The organism is Novosphingobium tardum (assembly GCF_042652045.1).
Classification (GTDB): Bacteria; Pseudomonadota; Alphaproteobacteria; order Sphingomonadales; family Sphingomonadaceae; genus Novosphingobium; species Novosphingobium tardum.
Window position 1 is genome coordinate 159,500 of sequence record NZ_JBHSDR010000008.1, and the last position, 22,869, is coordinate 182,368.

The 22,869-nt window shown below is 61.6% G+C and carries 19 protein-coding genes; 11 read left to right on the forward strand and 8 right to left on the reverse strand.

Going from position 1 to position 22,869, the window contains the following annotated elements; all coding sequences use genetic code 11:
• Window positions 1–107: 107 nt before the first annotated feature.
• Both ACFO0A_RS14750 and ACFO0A_RS14755 read left to right on the forward strand, forming a co-directional pair.
• Window positions 108–560 (forward strand): hypothetical protein, encoded by a 453-nt coding sequence (locus ACFO0A_RS14750; protein ID WP_379539871.1) that lies wholly within the window; start codon window positions 108–110, stop codon window positions 558–560.
• Complete coding sequence (locus ACFO0A_RS14755; protein ID WP_379539872.1) at window positions 560–1,042, forward strand: DUF421 domain-containing protein; 483 nt, start codon at window positions 560–562, stop codon at window positions 1,040–1,042. The genes ACFO0A_RS14750 and ACFO0A_RS14755 overlap by 1 nt, the downstream gene beginning before the upstream one ends.
• Before the next feature lie 16 nt (window positions 1,043–1,058).
• On the opposite strand, the gene ACFO0A_RS14760 is transcribed toward ACFO0A_RS14755, so the two are convergent.
• Complete coding sequence (locus ACFO0A_RS14760) at window positions 1,059–3,254, reverse strand: hypothetical protein (RefSeq protein ID WP_379539874.1); 2,196 nt, start codon at window positions 3,252–3,254, stop codon at window positions 1,059–1,061.
• Window positions 3,251–3,790 (reverse strand): CinA family protein, encoded by a 540-nt coding sequence (locus ACFO0A_RS14765; protein WP_379539875.1) that lies wholly within the window; start codon window positions 3,788–3,790, stop codon window positions 3,251–3,253. Before ACFO0A_RS14765 ends, ACFO0A_RS14760 begins: the two co-directional genes overlap by 4 nt.
• A gap of 242 nt (window positions 3,791–4,032) precedes the next feature.
• Here ACFO0A_RS14765 and ACFO0A_RS14770 point away from each other — a divergent pair, with 242 nt between their 5' ends.
• Window positions 4,033–4,551: a hypothetical protein gene (locus ACFO0A_RS14770; protein ID WP_379539876.1), complete on the forward strand. Its 519-nt coding sequence runs from the start codon at window positions 4,033–4,035 to the stop codon at window positions 4,549–4,551.
• Between the two features lie 96 nt (window positions 4,552–4,647).
• Window positions 4,648–5,481, forward strand: a complete 834-nt coding sequence (locus tag ACFO0A_RS14775; RefSeq protein ID WP_379539878.1) for an SDR family NAD(P)-dependent oxidoreductase — start codon at window positions 4,648–4,650, stop codon at window positions 5,479–5,481.
• A 29-nt stretch (window positions 5,482–5,510) separates the two neighbouring features.
• Here the strand turns inward: ACFO0A_RS14775 and ACFO0A_RS14780 are convergent, their stop codons facing one another.
• The gene (locus ACFO0A_RS14780; protein WP_379539879.1) at window positions 5,511–6,380 is read right to left on the reverse strand and encodes an SMP-30/gluconolactonase/LRE family protein; all 870 of its coding nucleotides are present in this window, start codon (window positions 6,378–6,380) and stop codon (window positions 5,511–5,513) included.
• Between the two features lie 175 nt (window positions 6,381–6,555).
• On the opposite strand from ACFO0A_RS14780, the gene ACFO0A_RS14785 reads away from it, so the two are divergent.
• The 3 genes from ACFO0A_RS14785 to ACFO0A_RS14795 all read left to right on the forward strand — a co-directional run bounded on the left by ACFO0A_RS14785 (window position 6,556) and on the right by ACFO0A_RS14795 (window position 10,889).
• A complete protein-coding gene (locus ACFO0A_RS14785; RefSeq protein ID WP_379539881.1) occupies window positions 6,556–8,958 on the forward strand; it encodes a TonB-dependent receptor in 2,403 nt (800 codons plus the stop codon).
• Window positions 8,959–9,003: 45 nt separating this feature from the next.
• The gene (locus ACFO0A_RS14790; RefSeq protein ID WP_379539883.1) at window positions 9,004–10,152 is read left to right on the forward strand and encodes an acyl-CoA dehydrogenase family protein; all 1,149 of its coding nucleotides are present in this window, start codon (window positions 9,004–9,006) and stop codon (window positions 10,150–10,152) included.
• Between the two features lie 149 nt (window positions 10,153–10,301).
• Window positions 10,302–10,889 (forward strand): carboxymuconolactone decarboxylase family protein, encoded by a 588-nt coding sequence (locus tag ACFO0A_RS14795; RefSeq protein ID WP_379539884.1) that lies wholly within the window; start codon window positions 10,302–10,304, stop codon window positions 10,887–10,889.
• A 39-nt stretch (window positions 10,890–10,928) separates the two neighbouring features.
• Here the strand turns inward: ACFO0A_RS14795 and ACFO0A_RS14800 are convergent, their stop codons facing one another.
• The 5 genes from ACFO0A_RS14800 to ACFO0A_RS14820 form a co-directional block, all read right to left on the reverse strand.
• Entirely contained in the window at window positions 10,929–11,843 is a 915-nt protein-coding gene (locus ACFO0A_RS14800) for a formylglycine-generating enzyme family protein (protein ID WP_379539885.1), read from the reverse strand.
• A 38-nt stretch (window positions 11,844–11,881) separates the two neighbouring features.
• Window positions 11,882–12,772: an SMP-30/gluconolactonase/LRE family protein gene (locus tag ACFO0A_RS14805; protein WP_379539887.1), complete on the reverse strand. Its 891-nt coding sequence runs from the start codon at window positions 12,770–12,772 to the stop codon at window positions 11,882–11,884.
• A 21-nt stretch (window positions 12,773–12,793) separates the two neighbouring features.
• Window positions 12,794–13,471, reverse strand: coding sequence for a FadR/GntR family transcriptional regulator (locus ACFO0A_RS14810; protein WP_379539889.1), 678 nt, complete (start codon window positions 13,469–13,471; stop codon window positions 12,794–12,796).
• Window positions 13,472–13,599: 128 nt separating this feature from the next.
• Window positions 13,600–14,523 carry a Gfo/Idh/MocA family protein gene (locus ACFO0A_RS14815; RefSeq protein ID WP_379539891.1) on the reverse strand — a complete coding sequence of 308 codons (924 nt, stop codon included), beginning with the start codon at window positions 14,521–14,523 and terminating at the stop codon, window positions 13,600–13,602.
• Window positions 14,524–14,548: 25 nt separating this feature from the next.
• Window positions 14,549–16,150, reverse strand: a complete 1,602-nt coding sequence (locus ACFO0A_RS14820; RefSeq protein ID WP_379539892.1) for a sodium/sugar symporter — start codon at window positions 16,148–16,150, stop codon at window positions 14,549–14,551.
• A gap of 140 nt (window positions 16,151–16,290) precedes the next feature.
• On the opposite strand from ACFO0A_RS14820, the gene ACFO0A_RS14825 reads away from it, so the two are divergent.
• The 4 genes from ACFO0A_RS14825 to ACFO0A_RS14840 all read left to right on the forward strand — a co-directional run bounded on the left by ACFO0A_RS14825 (window position 16,291) and on the right by ACFO0A_RS14840 (window position 22,862).
• A complete protein-coding gene (locus tag ACFO0A_RS14825; RefSeq protein ID WP_379539894.1) occupies window positions 16,291–17,187 on the forward strand; it encodes a 2-dehydro-3-deoxygalactonokinase in 897 nt (298 codons plus the stop codon).
• Window positions 17,184–17,849 (forward strand): 2-dehydro-3-deoxy-6-phosphogalactonate aldolase, encoded by a 666-nt coding sequence (locus ACFO0A_RS14830; RefSeq protein ID WP_379539896.1) that lies wholly within the window; start codon window positions 17,184–17,186, stop codon window positions 17,847–17,849. Before ACFO0A_RS14825 ends, ACFO0A_RS14830 begins: the two co-directional genes overlap by 4 nt.
• Entirely contained in the window at window positions 17,846–19,663 is a 1,818-nt protein-coding gene (locus ACFO0A_RS14835) for an IlvD/Edd family dehydratase (RefSeq protein ID WP_379539898.1), read from the forward strand. The genes ACFO0A_RS14830 and ACFO0A_RS14835 overlap by 4 nt, the downstream gene beginning before the upstream one ends.
• A gap of 112 nt (window positions 19,664–19,775) precedes the next feature.
• A complete protein-coding gene (locus ACFO0A_RS14840; RefSeq protein ID WP_379539899.1) occupies window positions 19,776–22,862 on the forward strand; it encodes a TonB-dependent receptor in 3,087 nt (1,028 codons plus the stop codon).
• The last annotated feature ends 7 nt before the right edge of the window (window positions 22,863–22,869 follow it).

Consider the following 22,869-nt stretch of genomic DNA (forward strand, 5'->3'; position numbering starts at 1 on the left):
TCAGGGGCATGAGCGTGGAGGCGAGCCCGAGCGCCGGTAAGGACTCATTTCCTGAAGGGATCGGGAGGAAGCACGTTGCGCCCTCCCCCTGGCGAACATGGGCCAGGATGGCGCTTGTCGCCGTTATCATTCTGGTCCCGCTTCTTGCAGCCGTAATGGGTTATGTGGGCGGCGGTCCTGCCGCAATCCTCCAGGCCCGACCGCCGGCTGCCGACTTGACTGTCATTACGCCGCCAACGCTTCGCAGCGGTAATCTGTTCGAGACGAAGGTCATCGCGACTCCGCGCAATCAGGTAGGTGACCTGACTGTCGCGATCGAAGAGCCGTTGTTGCGAAGGGTGAGCATCGACACCGTAACCCCCGAGGCAGAGTCCGCGGGTTTCGAGGACGGCTCTTTCGAGTTCAGCTTCGGTCCCGCTCAACCAGGCAAGCCGGTCGAGGTAAAGTTCGACGGCCAGATACAACCGTGGGGTTGGCGCACATTGCACGGCGAGATCATGCTGCTTGACGGGAAAACGAAGCTCGCAGCCGTTCCGGTCACCGTACGGGTCTTGCCTTGATGGAGATCGTCGGCCGCGCCTCGGTGATGTTCATCGTCATCTATGGCCTCCTGCGCCTGCTGGGCAAACGGGAGATCGGGCAGATGACGCCGTTCGAACTGGTCACCCTGATCGTCATGGGCGACCTCATCCAGCAAAGCGTGACCCATCAGGATTTCTCGATGACAGCCGCGGTCCTGGCCATCGTCACCTTTGCCGCTTGGACGCTGTTCTTCAACGGGCTGAGCCATTTCTTTCCAAAGCTGCGGCCGCTGCTCGAGGGCGAGCCGGTCGTGCTGGTTCGCGATGGAAAGCTCCTGCGAACCAACATGTCGCGCGAGCGCATCGACCGCGACGAGCTTGCTTCCGAGATGCGTCTCGCCGGAATCTCGCGGATCGACCAGGTCGCGTGGGCAATTTTGGAGACCGAAGGAAAGATCAGCTTCATCCGCGCGGATTCACAGGAAATCGATCCGCGCCACGGAGAAGACGGCGCCACCTGAACGGCGGCATGCGCGGTTATTCCCAGGACAGGGAAACTGCACTAAGCGCCGGCACTTCGAACTCGATCAGCTTGGGTGACGTCGACGCGGGCTTAACCTCCTCGCCCTCGGCAAGGTGCAGCATGACCTTGGGCAGCCTGCCTTTGTTGCGGACGATGCGGATATGCGCGTTGGCGCCGGGCGCACCGTCCAGCGAAAAGCTGATAATCGTGTCGGTGATGCGCTGTGGTGCCCTGATGAAGTGATCGCAGTGGATCAGGAACGGCATGTCCGGGAAGGCATGGAAAGCCCGCGTCGCAAAGACCATCGCCGCGCCCGACCCGTAAATCTCCTGCCCCACCTGCCCTGCAGGCTGCCCATCGGGATATAGATCCTCGACCGGGAAGGAGAGCGCCCGGTCGATGTGGCCGTTGCGGCATTCGGTCGCAAGCGCTTCTGGCGGAAGCGTGTCGGGATAATAATTCCATGCCCGCGACAGCGCGAAACGGCAATAGTCGCCAACCAGCAGCTTGGCTGACGGAATAAGGTCCGGACCGCCAAGGTCGAGATAGCGTTCAAACGCGGCGAAGCTGTCGAAGCACTCGTAGATGGCCATGTAGGGCGCATCCTGAAGGCAAGTCGCTCCCAGGAAATTCGAGTAGAGCGACGCGTTGCCGATGTCGCTCTCCCAGATCTGGCAGTTGTGGAAGAAGCTCGCCAGATAGACGTAACTCTGCGTCAGGTACGTCATGTCGTTGGTGATGCGCCAAAGGCGAATGCAGGCTGCCGCTCCCCAGGCGGTGAGGTTCGCCTGGTAATTGAGGTGGAACCTCATGCCGCGCGCCGCAGCAATGGCGGCCTTCGCCTCATCGATGAATCGCTGTTCGCCGGTCAGTTCGTAACCCTGCAGCATGACCCACGCGTAGACTCCGCCGACGTCGGTCTGTCCGCGATCGTCCGCGGCAACGGCGGTGATCACCTCGAACGTGTCGATCTTGTACTGGATCGGCCATTTGTACTTGAAATGCTGCGCCGATCGGATTCCGTAATCGACCGACTTCAGGAACAGTTCGCGCGCTTTTTCGTCCCCGCCAAGCGCAAGGTTCGCAAGGTTGAGGAGCGGGTGGTAAAGATACCAGCTATCGACCGCATCGGCGTCCTTGTCGTCCCCAACACTGGGCAGGTAACGCCGCAGGGCGCCCAGGCCGCGATCGTAAAAGCGGGCCAGTCCCCGCACGACCTGGGCTTCGAGCCGATGCTTGCGACCAGACCACATGCCCCAATCGTGAATTGCGGAAAGCAGCGAAAGCTGAACCATGATGTCCGGGTATTCAGCGTCGGTGTAGGGGTGGAAATAGAGGTTTCCATAATGCCGAAGCCGGGCCTTTGGAGACTTGGAAAGATCGGCAAGCGTGCGTTGGGCGCGTCCCACCCAGTCGCGAAATGGCGCTTCGGGTTTGTCGAGCCACCGGTAAATCGAACCCAGCATGTCCAGGAACTGCCAGGCGGACTCGCTCTCACCATCCTTGCGGTGAGCGCGGATCGACAGGATCGTGTCGTACGAGACGATCCTGTCGCCCGCGGGAAGCGCCTTGGCCGGGTCTTCGGGGTGCGTCGGAGGCAGGAAGCCGAGTTCCGGCCAAACCCCGCCCACCGCGTTCTCAGGTATCGTTTCTGTGGCAAGGAAGTATCCATTCAGCGCCGTCAGGTTCTGGACGTAAAGCACCTTGCCCAGCGCCGGCTTGTCGCACGAGAAATAGAGCAAGCCCGTATTGAGGCGGCGCTGTTTGGCTTCCACGTTTCCACTGGTCCTGTCCGGTCGGCCCTGATGGTCGAACGGCACGACATCTCGCGGCATGTAAGGAACGTGAAGCGGCCGATCGGGCGCGAACGAGACGGTGAGGCGGAACATTTCCTCCGGCCCGGGATCGCAAACCAGCACTATCTCGTGCTTTCCCAGAGAACTTTGGCATTCGATCCGCGCCGCTTCGCCATCACGTGCATCGACCGACCTAACCTGCACCTCGCATGACAGGAGCGGCGTCCGCAATGCCAGCCCGCCATCATCCGAACGGCGGAAGCTCGTCCACAGGCCGTCGCCGCAAACCGCGATCTCAATCGAAAGGCTTCCATGCGCGATCTTCAGCAGCGGTCGCGCGCGCTTGGGCCCAAGCGCTTCAACTGCGAAGTCTGCGTTCTCGATCGATATGGAATTGAGGCTGGCGACGTTCATGGCCGATTTCCTCGCCCGTCGAGCGCTTCCTCCAGCATCTCGAGCGCAGCCTCTGCGGCGAGCGCGCGCGTCCGATCGCGTCCCACGTCGCCGAAACGGCATGTCCTGGAAATGCTTGCGCCGGTTGCAGCGCAAACGTTGAGATGCACGAGGCCGGTTTCGTCGCCCGGCCCCGCTGGCCCGGCGAACCCGGTTATTCCAACGGCGAGCCCAGCGTCCGATCGGGCGAGCGCCTGTTCCGCCATGCGACCGGCAATTTCGGGACTGACGACGCCATGGCGCACGATCTCGACCGGATCGATACCCAGCATCTCGGTCTTTGCTTTCTCGGTATAGACCACGAAGCCGCGGTCGAACCACTTCCCCAAACCCCTCTGGTCAGTCAGCAGGGAAGCCAGCAGCCCGCCAGTGCAGCTTTCTGCGGTAACAATGGAAACCTTCCCCGTCGCAGCGCGCTTGAGCACGGCAATCGCGCGTCCAGCCAGGTCTGCGGCTTCGGGCGGTAGATTCTCGCCATGTTCGACCGGGCTGCTCAAAAGATCACTCCCTCGCGCATTGTCGCCCAATTTAACATTCCCCGTCAGATCGGGTTCCGGTGTCGCAACGCCGGGCGATCGGTCCGCGGTCTGACGGGAGTGTTTGGGTGCGCCGAAGCAGGGCGAGCAAAGATTTGCACAAGTGTTGGCGCCGATGTGCGACGGAAGTAATTCGAAACATTGCGCGTGAAGGCCGAGCCGACCTGACGCCATGGCCAAGTCTGCGTCATAGGGACATGTATATGCCTTTGCTTGCCCTCGCTCTCCGAGCCGCGATCGCGACGGTCGTTCCCAGAACGCTGGAATCCGAGACCAAGGAGGGCTACGAGCTTGCATGCACCATCGCCGATGACACCTGGAACCGGCACCGATTAGACCTACTGCAATCGGGAGGCCGGGCATTCGTCGCGCCTGATGGCGTCGGTAAGCCTGCGATCTACCGCACCCGCATCGAATTGCGCGTTACTAAGGACGGCACGGGCAAACTTGCCGGGATGAGCGCATCAGAGAAACTCATCGAGAACCCCGGTTACGGATACGGGACAAGCTTCGTGGAGATTGGCGGCAACAAGGGACGCGCGATCATCAAGGTCTCCGAAGTGAGCGCCAAGCAGTTTGCCATTTCGATCGTTTACGCGAGCGGCTTGGAAAGCACCCCGTTTGCGGGATTTTGCGACGTCAAGGTGATCCCGCAGTCTCCGCTTACGGAGGTCGAAACGGCGGAATACCTTCGCAATCCTTATGGACTGCCTAACCGTTAGATTCGTCAAGTCTCCGAAGTTACCTTGCAATATGGCAGCGCTGGTTATCTCCTGCCTGGCTTGGTTCGGACTCAGATCGATTGACGCGTGCAACCAATGAGCAGTTTTGGCACAACAACGACCGGCTTCGATCACGGTTTTCACGGGGATGATGCGATGAAAATTTTGGAACGGTTCCGCCTCGATGGCCAGATTGGCGTCGTGACCGGCGGGGGCAAGGGAATCGGACGAGGCATCGCGATTGGGTTGGCCCAGGCTGGCGCGGATGTTGCTGTCGCCGCGCGCACGCGTGAAGATATTGAGTCTGTTGCGGAAGAAATTCGCGCGTTGGGCCGCAAAGCCATCGCAGTCGTGACAGATGCCACCAAACGCGAGGACCTGGAAAATCTCGCCAGCACCACTGCGCGGGAATTGGGGACCGTGACCATTTGGGTCAACAACGCCGGGGGAATCCCCGACGCGACGCCCCGCTATCTGGTCAAAACGCCCGAAGAAAGTTGGGACGCCCAGATCGACCTGAACCTCAAAGCAGTGTGGCTGGGCGCTACCGTTGCAGCACGCCAGATGTCTGAGAAAGGTGGTGCGATCGTGAATATCTCCTCGCGCGCAGCTTATGGGCCCCATGCCAAGAATGGTCCGTACGCCGCCGCCAAGGCCGCGGTTAACAGCCTCACCGGTTCCTTGGCCAATGAATTAGCGCCCAAGATCCGGGTCAATGCCGTCGCGCCTGGGCCAATTCCCACACAGAATTTCATCGAATGCAGCGGCATCGAGAGTGACCAACAACGGCAGAAGACGCTGGAACTGTTCAACATTCCCCTGAAGCGCTATGGCAGCGAGGAGGACGTTGCCGCAGCCGTTGTCTACATGGCATCACCGGCGTCGGCATGGGTCACTGGACAATGCCTGTATGTCACCGGCGGCAGATAGGCGAGTACTCTCGCAGCTGCCTCTTCCAGTCACGAATGGAAAGCCAAGCGGAGCCCGGGCTCGGCCCAGCGGGTCTTTATCAAGCGGCCTGTGGCGGAGCATGTTATGAACGCATCGCGCATGTCGGCGCCGCCGAACGCGATGTTCGTGACATAGGGGTCGTCGAACGCAAACGGCTTGCTTACCTCCCCGGCAAGCGAGACCTGCGAGATCCCGCCTTCCTGTAGCGTTCCGATGCAGATGTTGCCGGCAGCGGTAATCGCCAGGCTGTCGAGCCCGACATATCCCGGCACCGTAGCAACGAGCCGCGGGCTCTGCCGCGCGACTCGGGCGTCGAAAGCGTAGACTCGCGCCTGGAAGGTATCCGCGACGACGACCGTCTTGCCGTCCGGCAGGACGCCAACCCCATTGTAGCCGACCGCACCATGATGGATGCAGGCAATCGATGATCCGTCAGCGCTTGCGTTGAACAGCCCGCTCGCCTCGGCGATGCGCCCGTACCGCTTGCCGAGATCGGTGAACCAGAAGCGGCCGTCAGGCGCGAACATGAGGTCATTGGGGGCGCTGAGCGGCTCGCCGTCGCAAGCGTCGTAGATCCGCTCGACTTTCCCGGTGCCCAGGTCGATCCGCTCGATCCGGCCTTCCGCGCCGGCACCTGTCGCGTTGCACATCCGGGCAAAATCGACCCCGCCGCTGTTGCACACGTAAAGCGCCCCGTCGGCGCCTATCGCGGCCCCATTGGGACCTCCGCCGGGCTCGGCCACCGTTTCGCTCCGCCCGTTCCAGCAGCGGGTTATCTTCCCGGCGCCAAGCTCGACCACGATAACCGAACCGTCCTCCATGACCGTCGGGCCTTCGGGAAATGCAAGATTCTCGGCAACCAGTTCCCATGCAGACAATGCATCGCTCCTCTCGTTCAGCGCATCCTGTCCAAGTTCCTGATTATCCACAGGAGCCTCGCGAAAAGTGATGCACAGTCATTTTCTCTTCCACCCACCAATTGACCGCGATAAGCAAAGATGGTCAACCTGGTTGCACAAAAGCGAGCAAGAGCGCTGAGTTGGGAGAGGAACGATGATGAGAACGGCCCTGTTCGCAGGAAGCGCGCTTGCGCTGATCATTCCAGCCCAAGCCTTCGCCCAGCAGGTGCCCGCGACCACCACGGAAGCCGGCGATGCCGATGCAATCATCGTCACGGCGCGGCGGACCGAGGAAAACCTTCAGGACGTGCCGGTGGCGATCACCGCATTCTCGCAGAAGTCGCTCGACGAACGTGCGATCAAGACTTCGTTCGACCTGGCCAAATCGGTTCCCGGACTTGTCGTGAACGCCGGATCGGGCAATGCCGCGCTGCCTGACTTCTCCATTCGCGGCCGGGGCCAGTTCTTCGGCGCCGCATCGGGCAGCGTCGAGACCTATTTCGCCGACGTTCCGCTGAGCCCGCCGTTCCAGATTCCGACACTGCCGCCACAGTACTTCGACCTTGCCTCGGTGCAGGTGCTGAAGGGGCCGCAAGGCACGCTGTTCGGCCGCAATACCACTGGCGGCGCCGTCCTCTTCGTTCCGCAGGGCCCCACCAAGGATTTCGGCGGCTACGTCCGCGCGCAGGGCGGGAACTACGCCAATCGCCAGCTCGAGGCAGCGCTCAACCTGCCGCTGGGCGAAAATGCCGGACTGCGGCTGGCCGGGTTCGTCTGGCACCGCAAGGGCTATACCCGCACGGTCGGCGGAGAGCTCGACTTCACGACGTTCACCCCGCTCCCGGTGCAGCATTTCAACAACCAAAACGTGATCGAGTTGCGCGGCACCCTGAAGGTGGACTTGGGCGATCGGTTGACAAACAGCACGATTGTCACCTGGCATGGAGACAAGAACCGCTCGTCGTCGCAGGCCTACAAGCCCCGACCCGGCACGCCGCTTGGCGCCGCCGTTGCGCCGTCGATCTTTGCCGACCGGCAACTGACCTCGCTCGACACGAACCTTTCGCGCGAGCGGTCATCGACCTACGGCATAATCAACACCACGGTGTTCGAGTTGACCGACGACGTGCGGCTCAAGAACATAGCGAGCTACATCTCGGCGCGCGGCTATGGCAACAACCCGTCCGACGTCGATGGCGCAGCCATTCCGGGCATCGACCTGGTCAGCCCGCTGCGCCAGCTGCACAACCGTCAGTTTGTGGACGAACTGCAGCTGCAGGGGTCGTCTCTCGACAAGCGGCTCGACTGGATCATCGGCGCCCTGCACGACCAGACGCGCCAGCCGGGCGCCGACGAAAAGATCAACATTACTACCAACACCTTCGGTTTTTCGGCTGCGGGACCGGACTATGACGTGCAGTTCCGCCAGTCGCGGTTCACTTCGCACAGCGTGTTCGGCTCGGCGACGTTCCACGCGACCGATCAACTCTCGTTGACAGCGGCGGCGCGCCACAGCTGGGACAACATCGCCGAACGTTCGGTGCAGGTGAACAACAGCATGGTGCCGCTCGCCAGCATCCCCAACCCAGCGACGCTGCCCGCCGGGGTGCTCTACCTGGACCTGGGCGGCAAACGTAAGTTCCAGGGCTGGTCCTACAACTTCGGCGCCGACTACAAGGTGAGCGACGACGTGCTGGCCTATGGCGGGTACAAGCGCGGCTACAAGCGCGGCGGCTTTAACGGACGCGGCGGAAACCTGGCCGATTTCGGGCCGGAAACGGTCGACAACTTCTATGCCGGCTTGAAGTCGACCTTCCCGTTCGGCGCGGGGCGCGGCCGGTTCAACGTAGAAGGCTTCTGGGATACGTATCACAACGCCCAGCGCAGCTATCTCGACCTCGCTGGCGGCGCGCTCGTCACCACGATCGAGAACGTGCCCAAGTCGCGCTATCGCGGTTTCGACATGGACTTCTCAATCGAGCCTTCGAATTGGCTCGAGCTCAACGGGAACTACACATTCGTTGATGCCGACTACATCCGGTATCCCGACCGGACCGTGGCGACGGCCGTTTCACTGTTGCCTGCTGCATTCCAGCCGATCTTCCTGCAGTCCCATCCGCTCGACAACAATTCGCTGGCGGTAAACCCTCCGGGCTACGTGAACCGCCACAAGGTAAACCTGCAGGCGCGCTTCCATGCCGAGCTACCTTCAGGCGTCGAACTCGCCTTCATTCCGTCGGTCTCCTACCAGAGCAAGTTCTACTTCAATGACACCAGCGTACGGCTGCAGGCCATTCAGGAAGTGCTCTTCAACGGCGGCGCGCCGCTCAATGCCAAGGCAGATGGCGCCAACCAGTCGCCTGGATACACGCTGGTCGACCTGCGCGCAGAGGCGAACCACCTGTTCGGCCGCGAGGTAAGCCTCGCCGCCGGCGTGACCAACCTGACCAACAAGGATTACATCCTTGGCGGCGGCGGCATCTACGCATTCGGCGTCGATGCGGTCTCGTTCGGCCCGCCGCGGATGATTTACGGGGAGATCAGCTTCCGTTTCTAGGATATTCCATCCGCGAACGCGGCTCTCATAAGAGGAATTTCCGACTTGATCCGGGATGAGACCAAGCTTGGCGCGCTTCTCGACGACGTGCGGGATTTCGTGCGCACCATCGCGATTCCGAACGAGGATCGGGTTGAGCGGGACGACCAGATCCCCGAAGAAATCGTCGATGAGATGCGACGTCGCGGCTACTTCGGCTGGTCGATCCCCGAAGAGTTCGGCGGGTCGGGCCTCACGACCGAGGAGCTCGCGCTAGCCAACATCGAGATATCGCGCTGCTCGGTTGCATATCGGGCGCGCGTCGGGATCAATACCGGGATCGGGTCGGAGTCTCTGGTTCAGGACGGATCGGATGATCTCAAGCGCAAATATCTGCCGGGTCTCGCTTCGGGCGAGCTCACTGGCTGTCTGGCGCTGACCGAACCGAACGCAGGCTCGGACGCCTCGGCGCTGGAGACGACAGGCGAAGCGCTCGGCGACGGCAAGTTCAGGTTGAACGGCCACAAGCGGTACATAACGCTCGCTCCGATTGCCGACGTCTTCACGGTTTTCGCGCGAACCGAACCGGACGCACCACGCGCCGTCGATGCGATCACGGCCTTCCTTGTCGAGCGGGATACGCCGGGGCTCTCGACCTCCGGTTCGACACCCAAGATGGGTCAGGAAGGCGCGCCGATCGGCGAAGTCTTTCTGAAGGACGTGATCGTCGATTCATCGCAGATAGTCGGCCGGCAGGGCAGCGGCTTTCGCACGATGATGAAGACCCTGAACAAGCAGCGGATAAACCTCGCGGCGCTCGCCACCGGTCCCGCGATACGTCTGCTGGACGAAGGCGTGCGCTATGCCAAGTCCCGTCATCAATCAGGTCGCGCGATTGGCGAGAATCAGCTCATCCAGGCCATGCTCGCCGACTGCAAGGTCGAGATCGAGCTCGCTCGTGCCATGATCCTGCAGACGGCGCGAAAGCGCGATGCGGGCGAAGATGTCACAATGGACGTCTCGATCTGCAAGTACTTCGCGACCGAGATGGCTGGCCGCGTGGCCGACCGCGTTGTCCAGATATTTGGTGGGCAAGGATATGTGAAAGAGGGTGGAATAGAGCGCTTCTTTCGCGATCTGCGCGCCCTTCGCATCTACGAAGGAACGAGCCAGATCCATCAGCTCAATATCGCGCGGCACTTGCTGAGAAACTGAGTGGAGTGATGGCAATTTCTTGAGAAGAGTCACGTCGTCGAGGGGATGTTTGTTTCGCGCCGACCGCTTTTTTGCAGGGGAAGTCGAAAGCAGGTCCGCCAACCTCGCTGTAGCTAAATTGGCAGGTTTTCGCGCGCGCGCACTTCTCCATGCTGAGAGCTGAGGAGATCGTCATGGCCGACACGCTGCTGAACCGCGTTCCTGAAGACAAGATGGCGCCGCCGCTCCGCGCCAGCCGTGAAGCCGCCTTGCGCCTCTCGGGTGACGCCACGATCATCGAGGTGTTTGCAAACTCGAAGGCGGCGTCGACGCTGCTGTTCGAAGACTTCTATCAAAAGGTATTTTTCGGCGGCGAGGTCGACCGCCGCTACAAGGAACTGCTTCGGCTGCGCCTGTCGAAGCTTCATGGCTGCTTCTTCTGCAACCGCAACAACGAAGCCGGTGCGCTCGAGGTCGGCTTCACCCCCGCACAAGTCGACGCGATCGGTGGCGATGCCGTTGCCGAATTTACGCCGGCCGAAAATGCGGTGCTGGCGCTCGCCAACGAGCTGGCCCTTACGAACATGGGCGGGACCCTCGACGCCGATCTCTACGCCCAGCTCAGCGCATGTTTCACTGACGGCCAGATCATCGAGCTCGGCACGGTCGGCGGCGTGCTTGGCGGCATGAACAAGCTGTCGTTTGTCTTCAATCTGGTCGAACGCGAGCCTTACTGCCCATTTCACCGCGCCGCGTGATCGTGGGCGCTGAAGGCGCATTCTTTCTCTGACACATCCCTATCGTACGATGCAACGGAAGCCGATGTGGCTTGTGGAAGTGTCGATCATTTCCGGGTGTCGGGCTGCCGGCCGATAGCGGCGGCAGTAGTTTTCAGCACACAGGTGCGAGCCCCCCTTGATGACCTTGCGGCCGATCCTGATCTCCGGCTGGGAGGGATCGTAACTGCTGCGCATCGATCCGCCGCGCGGATTGTCGACGGTGCAGCAGGCTCCACGCCGGCTCTTCCTCTTTGCGACGGGTTCCGCATACCAGTCGGCAGTCCACTCCCAGGTGTTGCCGATCATGTCGTGAATTCCGTAGCCATTGGGGGGGAACGAGCGGACTGGAGACGTCCGCTCCCATCCATCCAGACATTGGTTCGCGAACGGGAAAAGACCCTGCCAGTAATTGGCCAGCATCGCGCCGGCCGGAGCCAGTTCGTTGCCCCAGGCATAATCCGCATCTTCCAAGCCGCCTCGGGCTGCGAATTCCCACTCCGCCTCGGTGGGCAAAGCCTTACCGGCCCATTGGGCATAGGCGGCTGCGTCGGCCCAGGCGATGTGGACCACCGGATGATCGTCAAGCCCGTCCAAATCACTGTCAGGGCCAAGGGGATGGCGCCAGTCCGCGCCGAATTCGAACCGCCACCAATGATGGACTTGGTCGAGCGGCACTGGCCCCGATGTCTTGTGAAAGACCAGCGATCCGGCATGCGCCATTGCGGGCGCCATTCCCGGATAGTCATCGGGATTGGGCGCAATCTCGGCAATCGTGACATGGCCTGTCGAGCGGGCAAATTCCGCGAATTGCGCATTCGTGACCGGAACCACGTCGATCATGAACGGGTCAACCTTGACCCTGCGCCTCGGTGTTTCTTCGGGATAAAAGCGATCGGACCCCATGAGGAACGTGCCGCCTGGCACGGCGATCATTTCCCCCCGCCCTACGCCGTGTGCGGTAACCGTGGGCCTCACAACGCCACGCGGCATTCTTCCACGCCCCGGGTCGAGGTGCGGAAGAAGAAAACGCCCCCTGCGTCGGTCTCCCGCGAACGTGCGGTTTGCGGAAGCCCGTCATGCGCACTCGTGATTGCCAGCACGTCGAGGTCCTGCCCTCCGAGCGCGACGCAAGTCGGCTGCGAAACCGGCACCGGAATATTATCGAGCAGCAAGCCATCCGGGGAATACGTCGCGACGCAGCCTCCGCCCCATAGTGCGACCCAGATGCGCCCCTCGGCATCGACCGTGGCTCCGTCGGGCACTCCGGGCGGCATTATCCTTGCGACCTCGCGTCGCCGCTCCAGCTGAGCGCCGTAGTCATAAGCATTGACCACGCCAACCGTGCTGTCAGCATGGTACATGGTCAAACCATCGGGCGACCAGCACAGCGAATTGGTTATTCCGATCCCATCGAGCAGCTCGGTCACCTCACCCGAGGACTCAAGCCGATAAAGCATGCCGGCAGTCGGACTGCCCGCAGCTCGCGCGTCCTCGACCATCGTTCCGGCGACAAATCTCCCCTTCCGGTCTACCCGCCCGTCGTTGAAGCGAACGCCGCGCGGCAACGCCGGCCTGCAGATCCAGTCGCATGACCCACTTTCCAAATCGTACCATGCAAAGCCGATTTCGAATGCCGCCAGGATGCGGGACGGGTCGCGCGTCAGCGCGAAGGAGCCAAGCCGAAGCGGAAGGGAGAACTGCTCAAGTCGCATCGAGGGCCAGTGGAGCCGAAAAAGCAGCCGCTCGTGAATGTCGGTCCAGACAAACGCTTCCGACAGGCTATCCCAGACGATCCCCTCACCAAGCCGATTGCTGACCGCAACGCGACCGGCAGGTTCCAGGCAGAATGACGCGGTAGCCACGGGTGACGTCAACCCCGCCGTTCAGATTACCGGCTGAGATTTCATATCGGAAGTTCCGATCAGGTTCAGCACATCAGAGATGAGATGGCGCATTGCCGCGCGCGCACGGTCAGGATCGCCCTCGCAGATCGCTTCCAACACTGCGGCGTGATCAGGAACGCTAGCGGTGCGACCTACGACACGGTTGGTGAACCGGATCGACGTGCGCAGCGCCGCCCCCACGACGTCGCGAAACTGAGCAAAGAACGCATTGTTTGAAGCTTCGAGGATCGCGACATGAAAGGCGATATCGCTTTCCAGAGGATCATCATCGCCTGCTTCGGCCGCCTTCATTCGGTCCAACCCTGCGCGGATCCTTGCCTTGTCCGGTTCGCCTGCGACCGTGGCGGCAAGCGCGGCGGCCTCCGGCTCGATCGCAATCCTGAGCTGATTAAATTCACGCAGGAGATCGATCGAGAACCTGCGATCGAGCAGCCAGCTCAGCACGTCGGGATCGAAAAGGTTCCACGAGCTTATCGGCTGCACGATCGTGCCTTGGCGTGGGCGGGCGCTCAACAACCCTTTCGCGGTGAGCATCTTGACCGCCTCACGGGTGACAGACCGGCTGACCCCTTGTTGCTTGGCCAGCTCTGCCTCTGTGGGAAAGGGCGTTTCATCATAGGCCCCGGTCACGATGGCACGACCCAGCGCGTCGAGCATTCCATATGTGAGATTGCGACCCAGTTGGTGCCGCGGCTCGCCAGCGCCGGTCATGAAAATGCTCTGAGATCCTCGATTACTTCGACGGTTATCCTGATGATCCTGCGAAAACAATCAACTCATTTATCTTAGAAATAGAATGCGTCGACCGTTCGGCGCGTCCCCACGAGCAGTGCGTCAGCCACCAACGCAAGCGGACGGACGTCCACATCGCTCCGCCTTGACTGGATCAACTGCGCGAACCGGACATAGAGTCGGTCATATTCCTGGCTGTCGCCGGACTCGACCTCTTTGCCGTCGATGCAAAGACGCGCGCCGCCCTGATCCATCCGCAACGCGCCTTCCGCCGTGACGACATCGATCGACCAATGCGGATCCCCTTTGTACAGAAAGTCGAATTCTGCAGCGATCCTTGCGTCTCCCTGATGGAGCATCGTCACCCGGGCGCGGATCGGCGCTTGACGGTTCTCGGGCGTTTCCAGTTCCGCTTCTAGCACGCTTACGTTGCCGGGCAGGATCGCAGTCAAGATTGACAGCGCGTTGATGCCGGGGTCGAAAACCCCCAACCCGCCGGGCGCAAAGATCCAATCCTGGCCTGGGTGCCAGACACGGACGTCCTCACACCAGGCTATCGCTCCCGATTGAATATGCTTGTCGGCTAGCCATGCCCGCGCAGCTTCCACTCCGGCGGCTTCGCGCGAGTGCCACGTAGCGAAAAGCGTGAGCGACTTCTCTTTTGCGAGATCTTCTAGCCCGCGCACTTCGCCGAGCGTTGCGCAGGGTGGCTTCTCGAGCATAATGTGCTTGCCCGCCAGCAACGCCTCGCGCGCCAGTTCGGCCCGGCCGACCGGCGGGGACGCAAGGGAGATCGCGGCTAGGATGGGCGTGGCATCAAGCATTTGCTTGAGCGAGGTAAAGCGCACGTCAGACAGACCAGCTGCATCGCGACTGGCCATCGCGATCAGATCGAATGCCTCGCCCCGGGCGATCGCCGGGAGATGTTGGTCACGGGCAATCTTGCCGACGCCGACCAAGCCCAACGCAATCGGCATGGTGGGTTCCTGCACACTCGCGCGCTCACCAGAAAGTGGCATACAGCACCACAAGGATCAGGATAACGGCGATGCCACCGGCATTGAACGCGGGCCTTGTCGCGAAGCTTACACCTGTGGCCTCGATCGTGTCCTTCTGGGCAGAAGGGGCAGTCACCAGCGAAGCGACGACCGCGAGGGCCAACGAGACGAGGAACACGATCCCCATCCTGTCGAGAAAGGGCACGGCCGGCAGCAGCGCCTTGAAGAGCCACGACAGCGCCACCGAGGTGACCGCCCCTGCGATCGCGCCCGCTTCGTTTGCCCGCTTCCAGAACAGGCCCAGCAGGAAGATCACGGTGATTCCGGGTGTAAAGAAGCCCGTGAATTCCTGGATGAACTGGAAAGCCTGTTCGCTTGAGCCGAGAAGCGGTCGGGCGGTCAGGATCGCAATGACTATCGCGCTGGTCGCGGCAAGCCGTCCCACCAAGACCAGGTGCCTTTCGTTCGAGCCATGCCCACCGACGCTATCTTCTGCGTCTGTCTTCAGCTTGCGCGCCTTCGCATAGACGTCGAGCGTGAAGATCGTGGCGATCGAATTGATCTTAGATGCCGTGGAAGCGATGATCGCGGCGATAAGCGCGGCGAAGACGAGGCCGAGCAAGCCTGGCGGAAGCAGTCTCATCATTGTCGGATAGGCTTCGTCGGGTTTGGCCAGGTCCGGCGCCAGGACGACCGCCGCGATCCCCGGCAGCACGATGATGATCGGCATGAGGAGCTTCAGGAACGCGGCGAACAATATCCCTCGCTGCGCTTCGTCGAGCGACTTCGCCGCGAGCGCGCGCTGGATGATGTACTGATTGAAGCCCCAGTAGCTCAGGTTCGCGATCCACATTCCCCCGATCAGTACCGAAAGTCCGGGCAGATCGGCATAGTGAGGATTGCCCGGCGAAAGGATCATGTGAAAATGATCCGGAGCAGCGGCGGTCAGGCGGCTCCAGCCCGCTGCGATGCCGGCGCCCTGACCCAGTTCGGACAGGGTCAGGCCGGCAATGATCAGCCCGCCCATGACGAGCAGGGTAACCTGGACGATATCGGTCAGCGCGACAGCCTTCAGCCCGCCGCGCAACTGATACAGGAGAGCGAATGCCCCAAGGATGACAAGGGCGAGATCCTGGTTGACCCCAGCCACTTTGGTTACCGCGATCGAGCCTAGCCAGATGATCGAGGTCAGATTCACGAACACGTAGAGCGCCAGCCAGAACACCGCCATCAACGTCCTGATCGAAGGGCCATAGCGGCGTTCGAGAAACTGCGGCATCGTGTAGATCTCGTTGCGCAGAAAGATCGGCAGAAAGAACTTGCCGACGATCAAAAGCGTCGCCGCTGCCATCCATTCGTACGAAGCTATCGCCAGGCCGATCGCGTAGCCCGAACCCGACATTCCCACGATCTGTTCGGCGGAAATGTTCGCAGCGATCAGCGATGCTCCGATCGCCCACCACGGCAGATTGCGCGAGGCGAGAAAATAGTCGGTCGTGTTTTTCGGACCGGCTCCCGGCTTGTCCCGGCTAACCCACTGCGCAAGGCCGAAAATGAAGATCGCGTAGGCTGCGATCACCGCGATATCAATGGGCTGAAGTGGCATCCCTGGACCTCCCCTGCCGATCATGAGCGCCGGCTATTCACCTCTTGAAGCATATTTATATTATTATTAGAAGTGAAAAAGGGTAAAAGCTCGTCGACAGTGATTCGACGCGCTGAACACTTGCACGGGGGGCCAGCCGAATGATCGTGGGCGATTGGGGAACGACACGCCTGCGACTTTTCCGGTCGACCGCGCCCGGCGCCGAAAAGCTCGTCGGTCCGGGCATCGGCCAACTTCGCGCCTCGCCGGCTCAGACGTTGACCGCCATGCTCGAACCATGGGCCGAAGAGGCTTCGAAGCGGGGAGTCCTGCTTTGCGGGATGGCCGGTTCTCGCAACGGGCTTGCCGACGTGGGTTACGCCGAATGTCCCGTCAGCTTCGACGAATGGAGCGCGCGGGTCGTGCCGGTCAGAGAATTCGCCTACCCGGTGCGCGTGGCCATCGGCCTCAAGACGTCCAATTTTGCCGACTTGCCCGACGTGATGCGCGGCGAAGAAACGCAGGTCTTCGGGGCGCTCGGTCTCGACCCGCGCCTTGCGAGTGGCGCGCATGTGATGGTCCTGCCGGGTACCCACAGCAAGTGGGTAACGACGCTCAACGGACACGTGGCGGGATTTCACACATTTCCGACCGGTGAGCTGTTCGCGCTGCTGCGCGACCATTCCACTCTCGTTCGAGCAGGCGCGGACCCGGGCGATGTCGACGCCGGTTTCGACGCCGGAGTGGCCCAAGGGCTGCGTTTTTCTCTCGCGGGCTTGTTCGCCGCCCGCGCGGCCCAGCTTGTCGATGGTCGCACGCACGGATGGGGCCTGGGGTTCCTTTCGGGATTGCTGATCGGCGGCGAACTTCGTGAGGCTCGGACGCTGATCGGGGATTCCGCAGCGACCCTCACAGTGATCGGCGACCCGTCCCTTTCCGCCCTGTACTCTCAGGCAGGCCGGCAGCTTGGTCTCGACATGACGTTGCTCGATGGCGACGCGTGCGTGATCGCGGGGCTCAACCGGCTTGCCAATATCTGCGAGGTTTCAGCCCGATGACGATCAGCGAACTCCTCGACGGGGGCGCGCCGCCGCTCGTCGCCATCCTGCGTGGCGTAACCCCGACAACGGTCGCATCGGTGGGCGAGGCGCTGGTAGAAGCCGGTATCAGGATCATCGAGGTCCCGCTGAATTCCCCCGACCCTTTTGCTTCGATCGCGCGATTGGTGAGCGCGGTGGGCGACAGGGCCGTGTGCGGTGCCGGAACCGTGCTGGACGTGGCGGGAGTCGAACGCGTCGCGGCGGCCGGTGGCCAGCTAATCGTCTCGCCCAACACCGACCCGGCGGTGATCGCCCGTGCGATGCAGATCGGCATTGAGGCAATGCCCGGTATCGTCACACCCACCGACGCTTTCAACGCGGTGGCAGCGGGGGCCAAACGCCTCAAGCTTTTCCCCGCCGCACCGCTGGGGACCGGCTATCTCAAGGCCCTACGCGACGTGCTTCCACTCGACACGCGCATCTGGGCAGTAGGAGGAACCGACGCAGCCTCGCTTCGCGAATGGCTCGATGCCGGTGCCGAGGGGATCGGTGTCGGCGGGGCGCTGTTTCGCCCGGGAATGGCAATCGGTGAAATTCGGAAAAACAGCGCTGCCCTGGTCGGTGCGTGGAAGCAAGTGAGTGCGATCGGGACCGCAGCGAACGAGGCGATGGCGCGATGAGCACGAACGACAAGACTTCCGAGCCCGGCGAACCGTCCGGATTGCGATCGCGCGCTTGGTTCGACAATCCATCCAATCCCGACATGACCGCGCTCTACCTTGAGCGGTACCTGAATTTCGGGCTAAGCCGCGATGAGCTGCAATCGGCTCGGCCCATCATCGGCATCGCCCAGACTGGCAGCGACCTCAGCCCGTGCAATCGCCACCATCTCGTTCTCGCTGAGCGCATCCGCGAGGGCATTCGGGAAGCTGGCGGAATAGCGATCGAATTTCCGGTCCATCCGATCCAGGAAACTGGAAAGAGGCCCACGGCGGGGCTGGATCGCAATCTTGCCTACCTCGGCCTTGTCGAGCTGCTCTACGGTTATCCGCTCGACGGAGTGGTTCTCACGATCGGCTGCGACAAGACCACCCCCGCCTTGCTGATGGCGGCAGCCACGGTCGACATTCCCGCGATCGCCCTGTCCGTCGGTCCCATGCTCAATGGCCGCCAAGGCAACCGGCGCGTTGGATCGGGTACCATCGTCTGGGAGGCCCGCCAGAAGCTGGCCGCGGGCGAGATCGATTACGAAGGGTTCGTCGACATGGTGGCCGCATCGGCGCCTTCGACCGGCTATTGCAACACGATGGGCACGGCCACGACGATGAATTCGTTGTGCGAGGTGCTGGGAATGCAGTTGCCCGGTTCCGCCGCCATTCCCGCGCCATACCGGCAAAGGCAGGAAATGGCCTACAGGACCGGAAAGCGTATCGTAGACATGGTCCGCGAGGACTTGAGGCCTTCAGCGATCCTCACGCGCGATGCATTCCTCAACGCAATCGTCGTGAACTCGGCAATAGGCGGATCGACTAACGCTCCGATCCACTTGGCCGCAATCGCCAGGCACGCAGGCGTCGAGCTCGATCTGGATGATTGGCAGCGCGTTGGCCATGATGTGCCCTTGCTGGTCAATCTCCAGCCTGCCGGAGAGTACCTTGGCGAGGACTACTATCATGCGGGCGGCGTGCCCGCGGTGGTCGGCCAGCTGATCGACGCGGGAATGATCCGGGAAGATGCCCTGACCGTCACCGGTCGGAGCATCGGCGCCAACTGTCGCGGTGCATCGACTGCCCTGCCCGAAGTTATCCGCCCTCTCAGCGAACCCTTGCGCGAGCAGGCAGGCTTCATCGTGCTGGGCGGAAATTTCTTCTCGAGCGCGATCATGAAGACCAGCGTCATTTCGGACGAATTCCGCTTGCGGTATCTGTCCGACCCCGAGGATCCGGACGCCTTCGAGGGACGAGCAATCGTGTTCGATGGAAGCGAAGACTATCATCGTCGGATAGACAACCCGGCGCTGGCGATCGAACCATCCGACATTCTCGTCATCCGCGGGTGCGGGCCCGTTGGCTTTCCCGGCGCCGCGGAAGTCGTCAACATGAGGCCGCCCGACTATCTGATCCGGGCAGGCGTCATGCAGATGGCCTGCCTGGGAGACGGCAGGCAGTCCGGAACGAGCGCGTCCCCGTCGATTCTCCATGTCAGCCCCGAGGCGGCCAGCGGCGGCGACATCGCGCTGATCGAAACTTACGACCGGTTGAGGGTCGACCTGCGAAAGCGACGCATCGACGCGCTTGTCGGCGAGGCCGAACTTGACCGCCGACGCGACGAGCTGACCGAACGCGGGGGATACCGGTACCCGGCTTCTCAAACGCCTTGGCAGGAACTTCAACGGCAACAGGTCGGCAGTCTCGCCACTGGCGCGGTGCTCGAAGGTGCCGACCGTTATCAGCGTATCGACAAAGCCTTCGGGATACCGCGCGACAGTCACTGAACTTCACCGGTTCTAGGGATCGGAGAGCCCCATCGACTAAGTTGACAGCCTGTCTAAATTGCGTCATATCTTATTTATCGTATCATTAAGATATGAGTCGGGTGGGGAGAGGATGATGCGGCAGGTTCTGGGGCAAACTACGTGCACTTGGGTTCTTGCGATCGCGTGCTGTACCGTTGCGAGCGGGACAGCTCGGGCGCAGCAGAACGAACTGCCGGCATCGGCTCCCGACGAGCAGAAGCCCGATGAAAAGATAATCATCGTATCGGGCGTCCGCCAAAGCATCGAAAGCGCCATCGACGACAAACGCCGCGCGACCGAAATCAAAGATTCGATCACCGCGGAAGACATTGGACAACTCGCCAACGACAACATTTCCGAAGCCCTTCAGCGCATCTCGGGTGTCCAGGTCAGTCGCAGCGATGACGGGGAAGGCCGCGGAGTTCAAATCCGCGGCCTTTCCGACAACAATGTCCAACTCAATGGCGAAACGATTTCGGGAACCGCCGCAGAGCGGGGGGTGAATTTTCAGGACCTGGGTGCCGAGCTATTCTCCGGCGTCGAAATTCTGAAATCGCCGACCGCGGATTCGATCGAAGGCTCGCTGGGCGGCACCATAAATCTGAAGACCAGAGCACCTCTGGACGGCAAGAAGGACTTCATCTTCAACGCCACCGCTACCCAGAAGCACACCGAGGTCGGAAGGCTCTGGAACCAGGACGCTTCCGTCCTGGCGATCAAGCAGTTTCGCGACACGCCGATTGGTGACATCGGCGTACTCGTCAATTTCGGGTACAAGGAAACCGCGAGCGTCGCCGAAGTGTACGGCGGCGGCGATTTCGAAGAAGCGCCCGCGATCTGGATCCGCAAGAGTGGTGCGGATATTCCCCAGAACAATGCCAACGCCACCAACGCGAATTTCAATTACTTCTTCCAAAATACGATTTCCGGGCAGGCCAACCTGTATCGCTACGATCTGGCCGAAGATCCGAATGGCGACGGCGTCAGCGATTCCAAGGACGTCTATTACATCCCGGGTCAGTTCGGCTTTTTCGAGCGGGTCCGCGACGACAAGAAGAAATCGTTCAACGGGTCGCTGGAATGGAAGCCGGCCGACAACCTCAAGCTTCGCTTCGATACGGTTCTGACCGACATCGAAGAAAACCTGACCGGGGCGAATTATTCGATCAACTTCAACGTTCCGCGCGCGGGACCGCTCATCGGTGGTCCGGGCAACGTCTATTCCAAGCTGGAAGACACGCCGACGCTCGGCTCTGTCTATATGCTGGAATCCGGGCGTCTCGCCTCGGCAACCAACCGTGTCGGCGCCGCTCCGTCCGTCAACACGGTCGATCGCAAATCACAGCAATATTCGCTGGAAGCTGACTGGGATATCGCCCCCTCGCTTAACTTCTACGTCAAGGGCTCGACCTCGCGCGGCAAGGCGAACACTGTTGTGCAGGCGCAGCTCAGCACGGGCATCGAGCAGCAGGGCGGCGCCAATACGACCTTCAATGCTCAGGACTTCTACAACTTCGTCGATTTCGACCAGTCGCAGGGCAAGATCCCGAACGTCACGTTCTATGAAGACCCATTCCCGTCGCCTGCCTACGGGGTCAATGGCGTGGTTGCTCCCGCCAATATCAAGGCTCTGAACCCGGGCGACATCAATTACGCGCGCCAACGCTACTTCCAGTATCAGCGCAACGCGTCGGACACCAAAAACAAAGACGACTCCGTGCGCTTCGACCTTACCTGGGAGCCCGGTGAGGGGTTCTTCAAGGCCTTCAAACTAGGCGGACGCTGGGCAGAGCGCAGCTTCCAGCGCGCAGTCTATCAGAACCCGAACCAGAACGCCGGCGTCTATACCGCCTTTGATGGCGTGCGCCCCCCCGCCCAGCTGGTCAACATCCAGCGCATTCCGGTGAGCCCCGGCTCGACCACCGACGCAGGCGCAGCCGCAACGGCCGCATTCCTGCAGCCATGCATTACTTCTGCCGGGCGCGAGGGCTTGCTGGCCCAGTTTGACAGTAACTTGCCGCGGGTCTGGGGATCGACTGCCGGTTGCGACCTGAAAGCAGTCGAATCGTACTTCAACATGATCGACATCCGGGCAGTGAACCCGGCAACTGGCGCCGGCTATTACGAGCAGGTCGCGCAGCGGTTTGACGTGAATGAGGAAACCCTGGCCGCATATCTGAGGGCCGACTTCAGCACCGCGCTTGGTAGCGTCGACTTCTTCGGCAACGTCGGCGTCCGCTACGTCAAGACCAAGACCACATCGGGCGGCTTCATCCCCAGCGCCACCGTCACGGGCGCTTACGACACGGTCAAGCTGCCGGGAAAATACGATGACTGGCTTCCTTCGGCCAACCTGAACTTCTCGCTGACCCGGAACCTGATCCTTCGCGCGGCCTACACCCGTTCGCTGGGCCGGCCCGGCCTGTCGCAAATCTCGCCGGGGCTTTCGATCATCCGCAGCGACGTCGACCCCAACTTCGATGGGTTCGGCACCGCCGGCAATCCCGATCTGGAGCCCGTGCACTCGGACAACTTCGATGCTTCCGTCGAATGGTACTACGCCAAGGGCAGTTTCCTGTCGGTCGCGGCGTTCATGAAGAACATCGATTCGACCATCTTTCTCGGTTCCAGCCAGGTCCCGCTTCAGATCGGCGACGAGGTCTTCGCGGTCCGCACATACGACAATTTTGGCGGAACCAAGATCAAGGGCATCGAGCTCGGCATGGCCCATGCGTTCACCTACCTGCCCGGGCTGCTGTCGCACTTCGGCGTGACGGCGAACTACACGATCATCGACGAGTCCAGCGATCTGGTCGATCAGGAAGGCGATCCGATCAGCCGCCGCGATCTGTCGACCAAGGCCGCGAACCTGGGCGCATACTATGACGACGGAACCTTCAGCGCCCGCCTGGCCTACAACTGGCGTAGCGACTTCACCCGCCGCGAGAACGTCACGCTTGGTTTCGCGCGGCCTGAGACTCTGCCGGAAATCGAAGCTGCGCGCGATCAGCTCGACCTCGCGCTGCGCTACAAGGTGAACAAGAACATCCGTTTCACCTTCAATGCCATCAATCTGACCAACACCGGGACGTACCGCTACATCAAGTATCCGCAACTGGTGAACTATCTCGCGTACGCCGGGCGCAAGTACAACTTCGGGGTATCGGTAAGCTTTTGAGCGGCTG

Bases quoted from the DNA above. Each gene is read 5' to 3' on its own strand.
- ACFO0A_RS14840 (WP_379539899.1), top strand. From the start codon at position 19,776: ATGATGCGGCAGGTTCTGGGGCAAACTACGTGCACTTGGGTTCTTGCG.
- ACFO0A_RS14825 (WP_379539894.1), top strand. From the start codon at position 16,291: ATGATCGTGGGCGATTGGGGAACGACACGCCTGCGACTTTTCCGGTCG.
- ACFO0A_RS14810 (WP_379539889.1), bottom strand. From the start codon at position 13,471: ATGCTCGACGCGCTGGGTCGTGCCATCGTGACCGGGGCCTATGATGAA.
- ACFO0A_RS14815 (WP_379539891.1), bottom strand. From the start codon at position 14,523: ATGCCGATTGCGTTGGGCTTGGTCGGCGTCGGCAAGATTGCCCGTGAC.
- ACFO0A_RS14750 (WP_379539871.1), top strand. From the start codon at position 108: ATGGCGCTTGTCGCCGTTATCATTCTGGTCCCGCTTCTTGCAGCCGTA.
- ACFO0A_RS14775 (WP_379539878.1), top strand. From the start codon at position 4,648: ATGAGCAGTTTTGGCACAACAACGACCGGCTTCGATCACGGTTTTCAC.
- ACFO0A_RS14795 (WP_379539884.1), top strand. From the start codon at position 10,302: ATGCTGAGAGCTGAGGAGATCGTCATGGCCGACACGCTGCTGAACCGC.
- ACFO0A_RS14785 (WP_379539881.1), top strand. From the start codon at position 6,556: ATGATGAGAACGGCCCTGTTCGCAGGAAGCGCGCTTGCGCTGATCATT.
- ACFO0A_RS14755 (WP_379539872.1), top strand. From the start codon at position 560: ATGGAGATCGTCGGCCGCGCCTCGGTGATGTTCATCGTCATCTATGGC.
- ACFO0A_RS14800 (WP_379539885.1), bottom strand. From the start codon at position 11,843: ATGATCGCCGTGCCAGGCGGCACGTTCCTCATGGGGTCCGATCGCTTT.
- ACFO0A_RS14830 (WP_379539896.1), top strand. From the start codon at position 17,184: ATGACGATCAGCGAACTCCTCGACGGGGGCGCGCCGCCGCTCGTCGCC.
- ACFO0A_RS14820 (WP_379539892.1), bottom strand. From the start codon at position 16,150: ATGCCACTTCAGCCCATTGATATCGCGGTGATCGCAGCCTACGCGATC.
- ACFO0A_RS14835 (WP_379539898.1), top strand. From the start codon at position 17,846: ATGAGCACGAACGACAAGACTTCCGAGCCCGGCGAACCGTCCGGATTG.
- ACFO0A_RS14770 (WP_379539876.1), top strand. From the start codon at position 4,033: ATGCCTTTGCTTGCCCTCGCTCTCCGAGCCGCGATCGCGACGGTCGTT.
- ACFO0A_RS14760 (WP_379539874.1), bottom strand. From the start codon at position 3,254: ATGAACGTCGCCAGCCTCAATTCCATATCGATCGAGAACGCAGACTTC.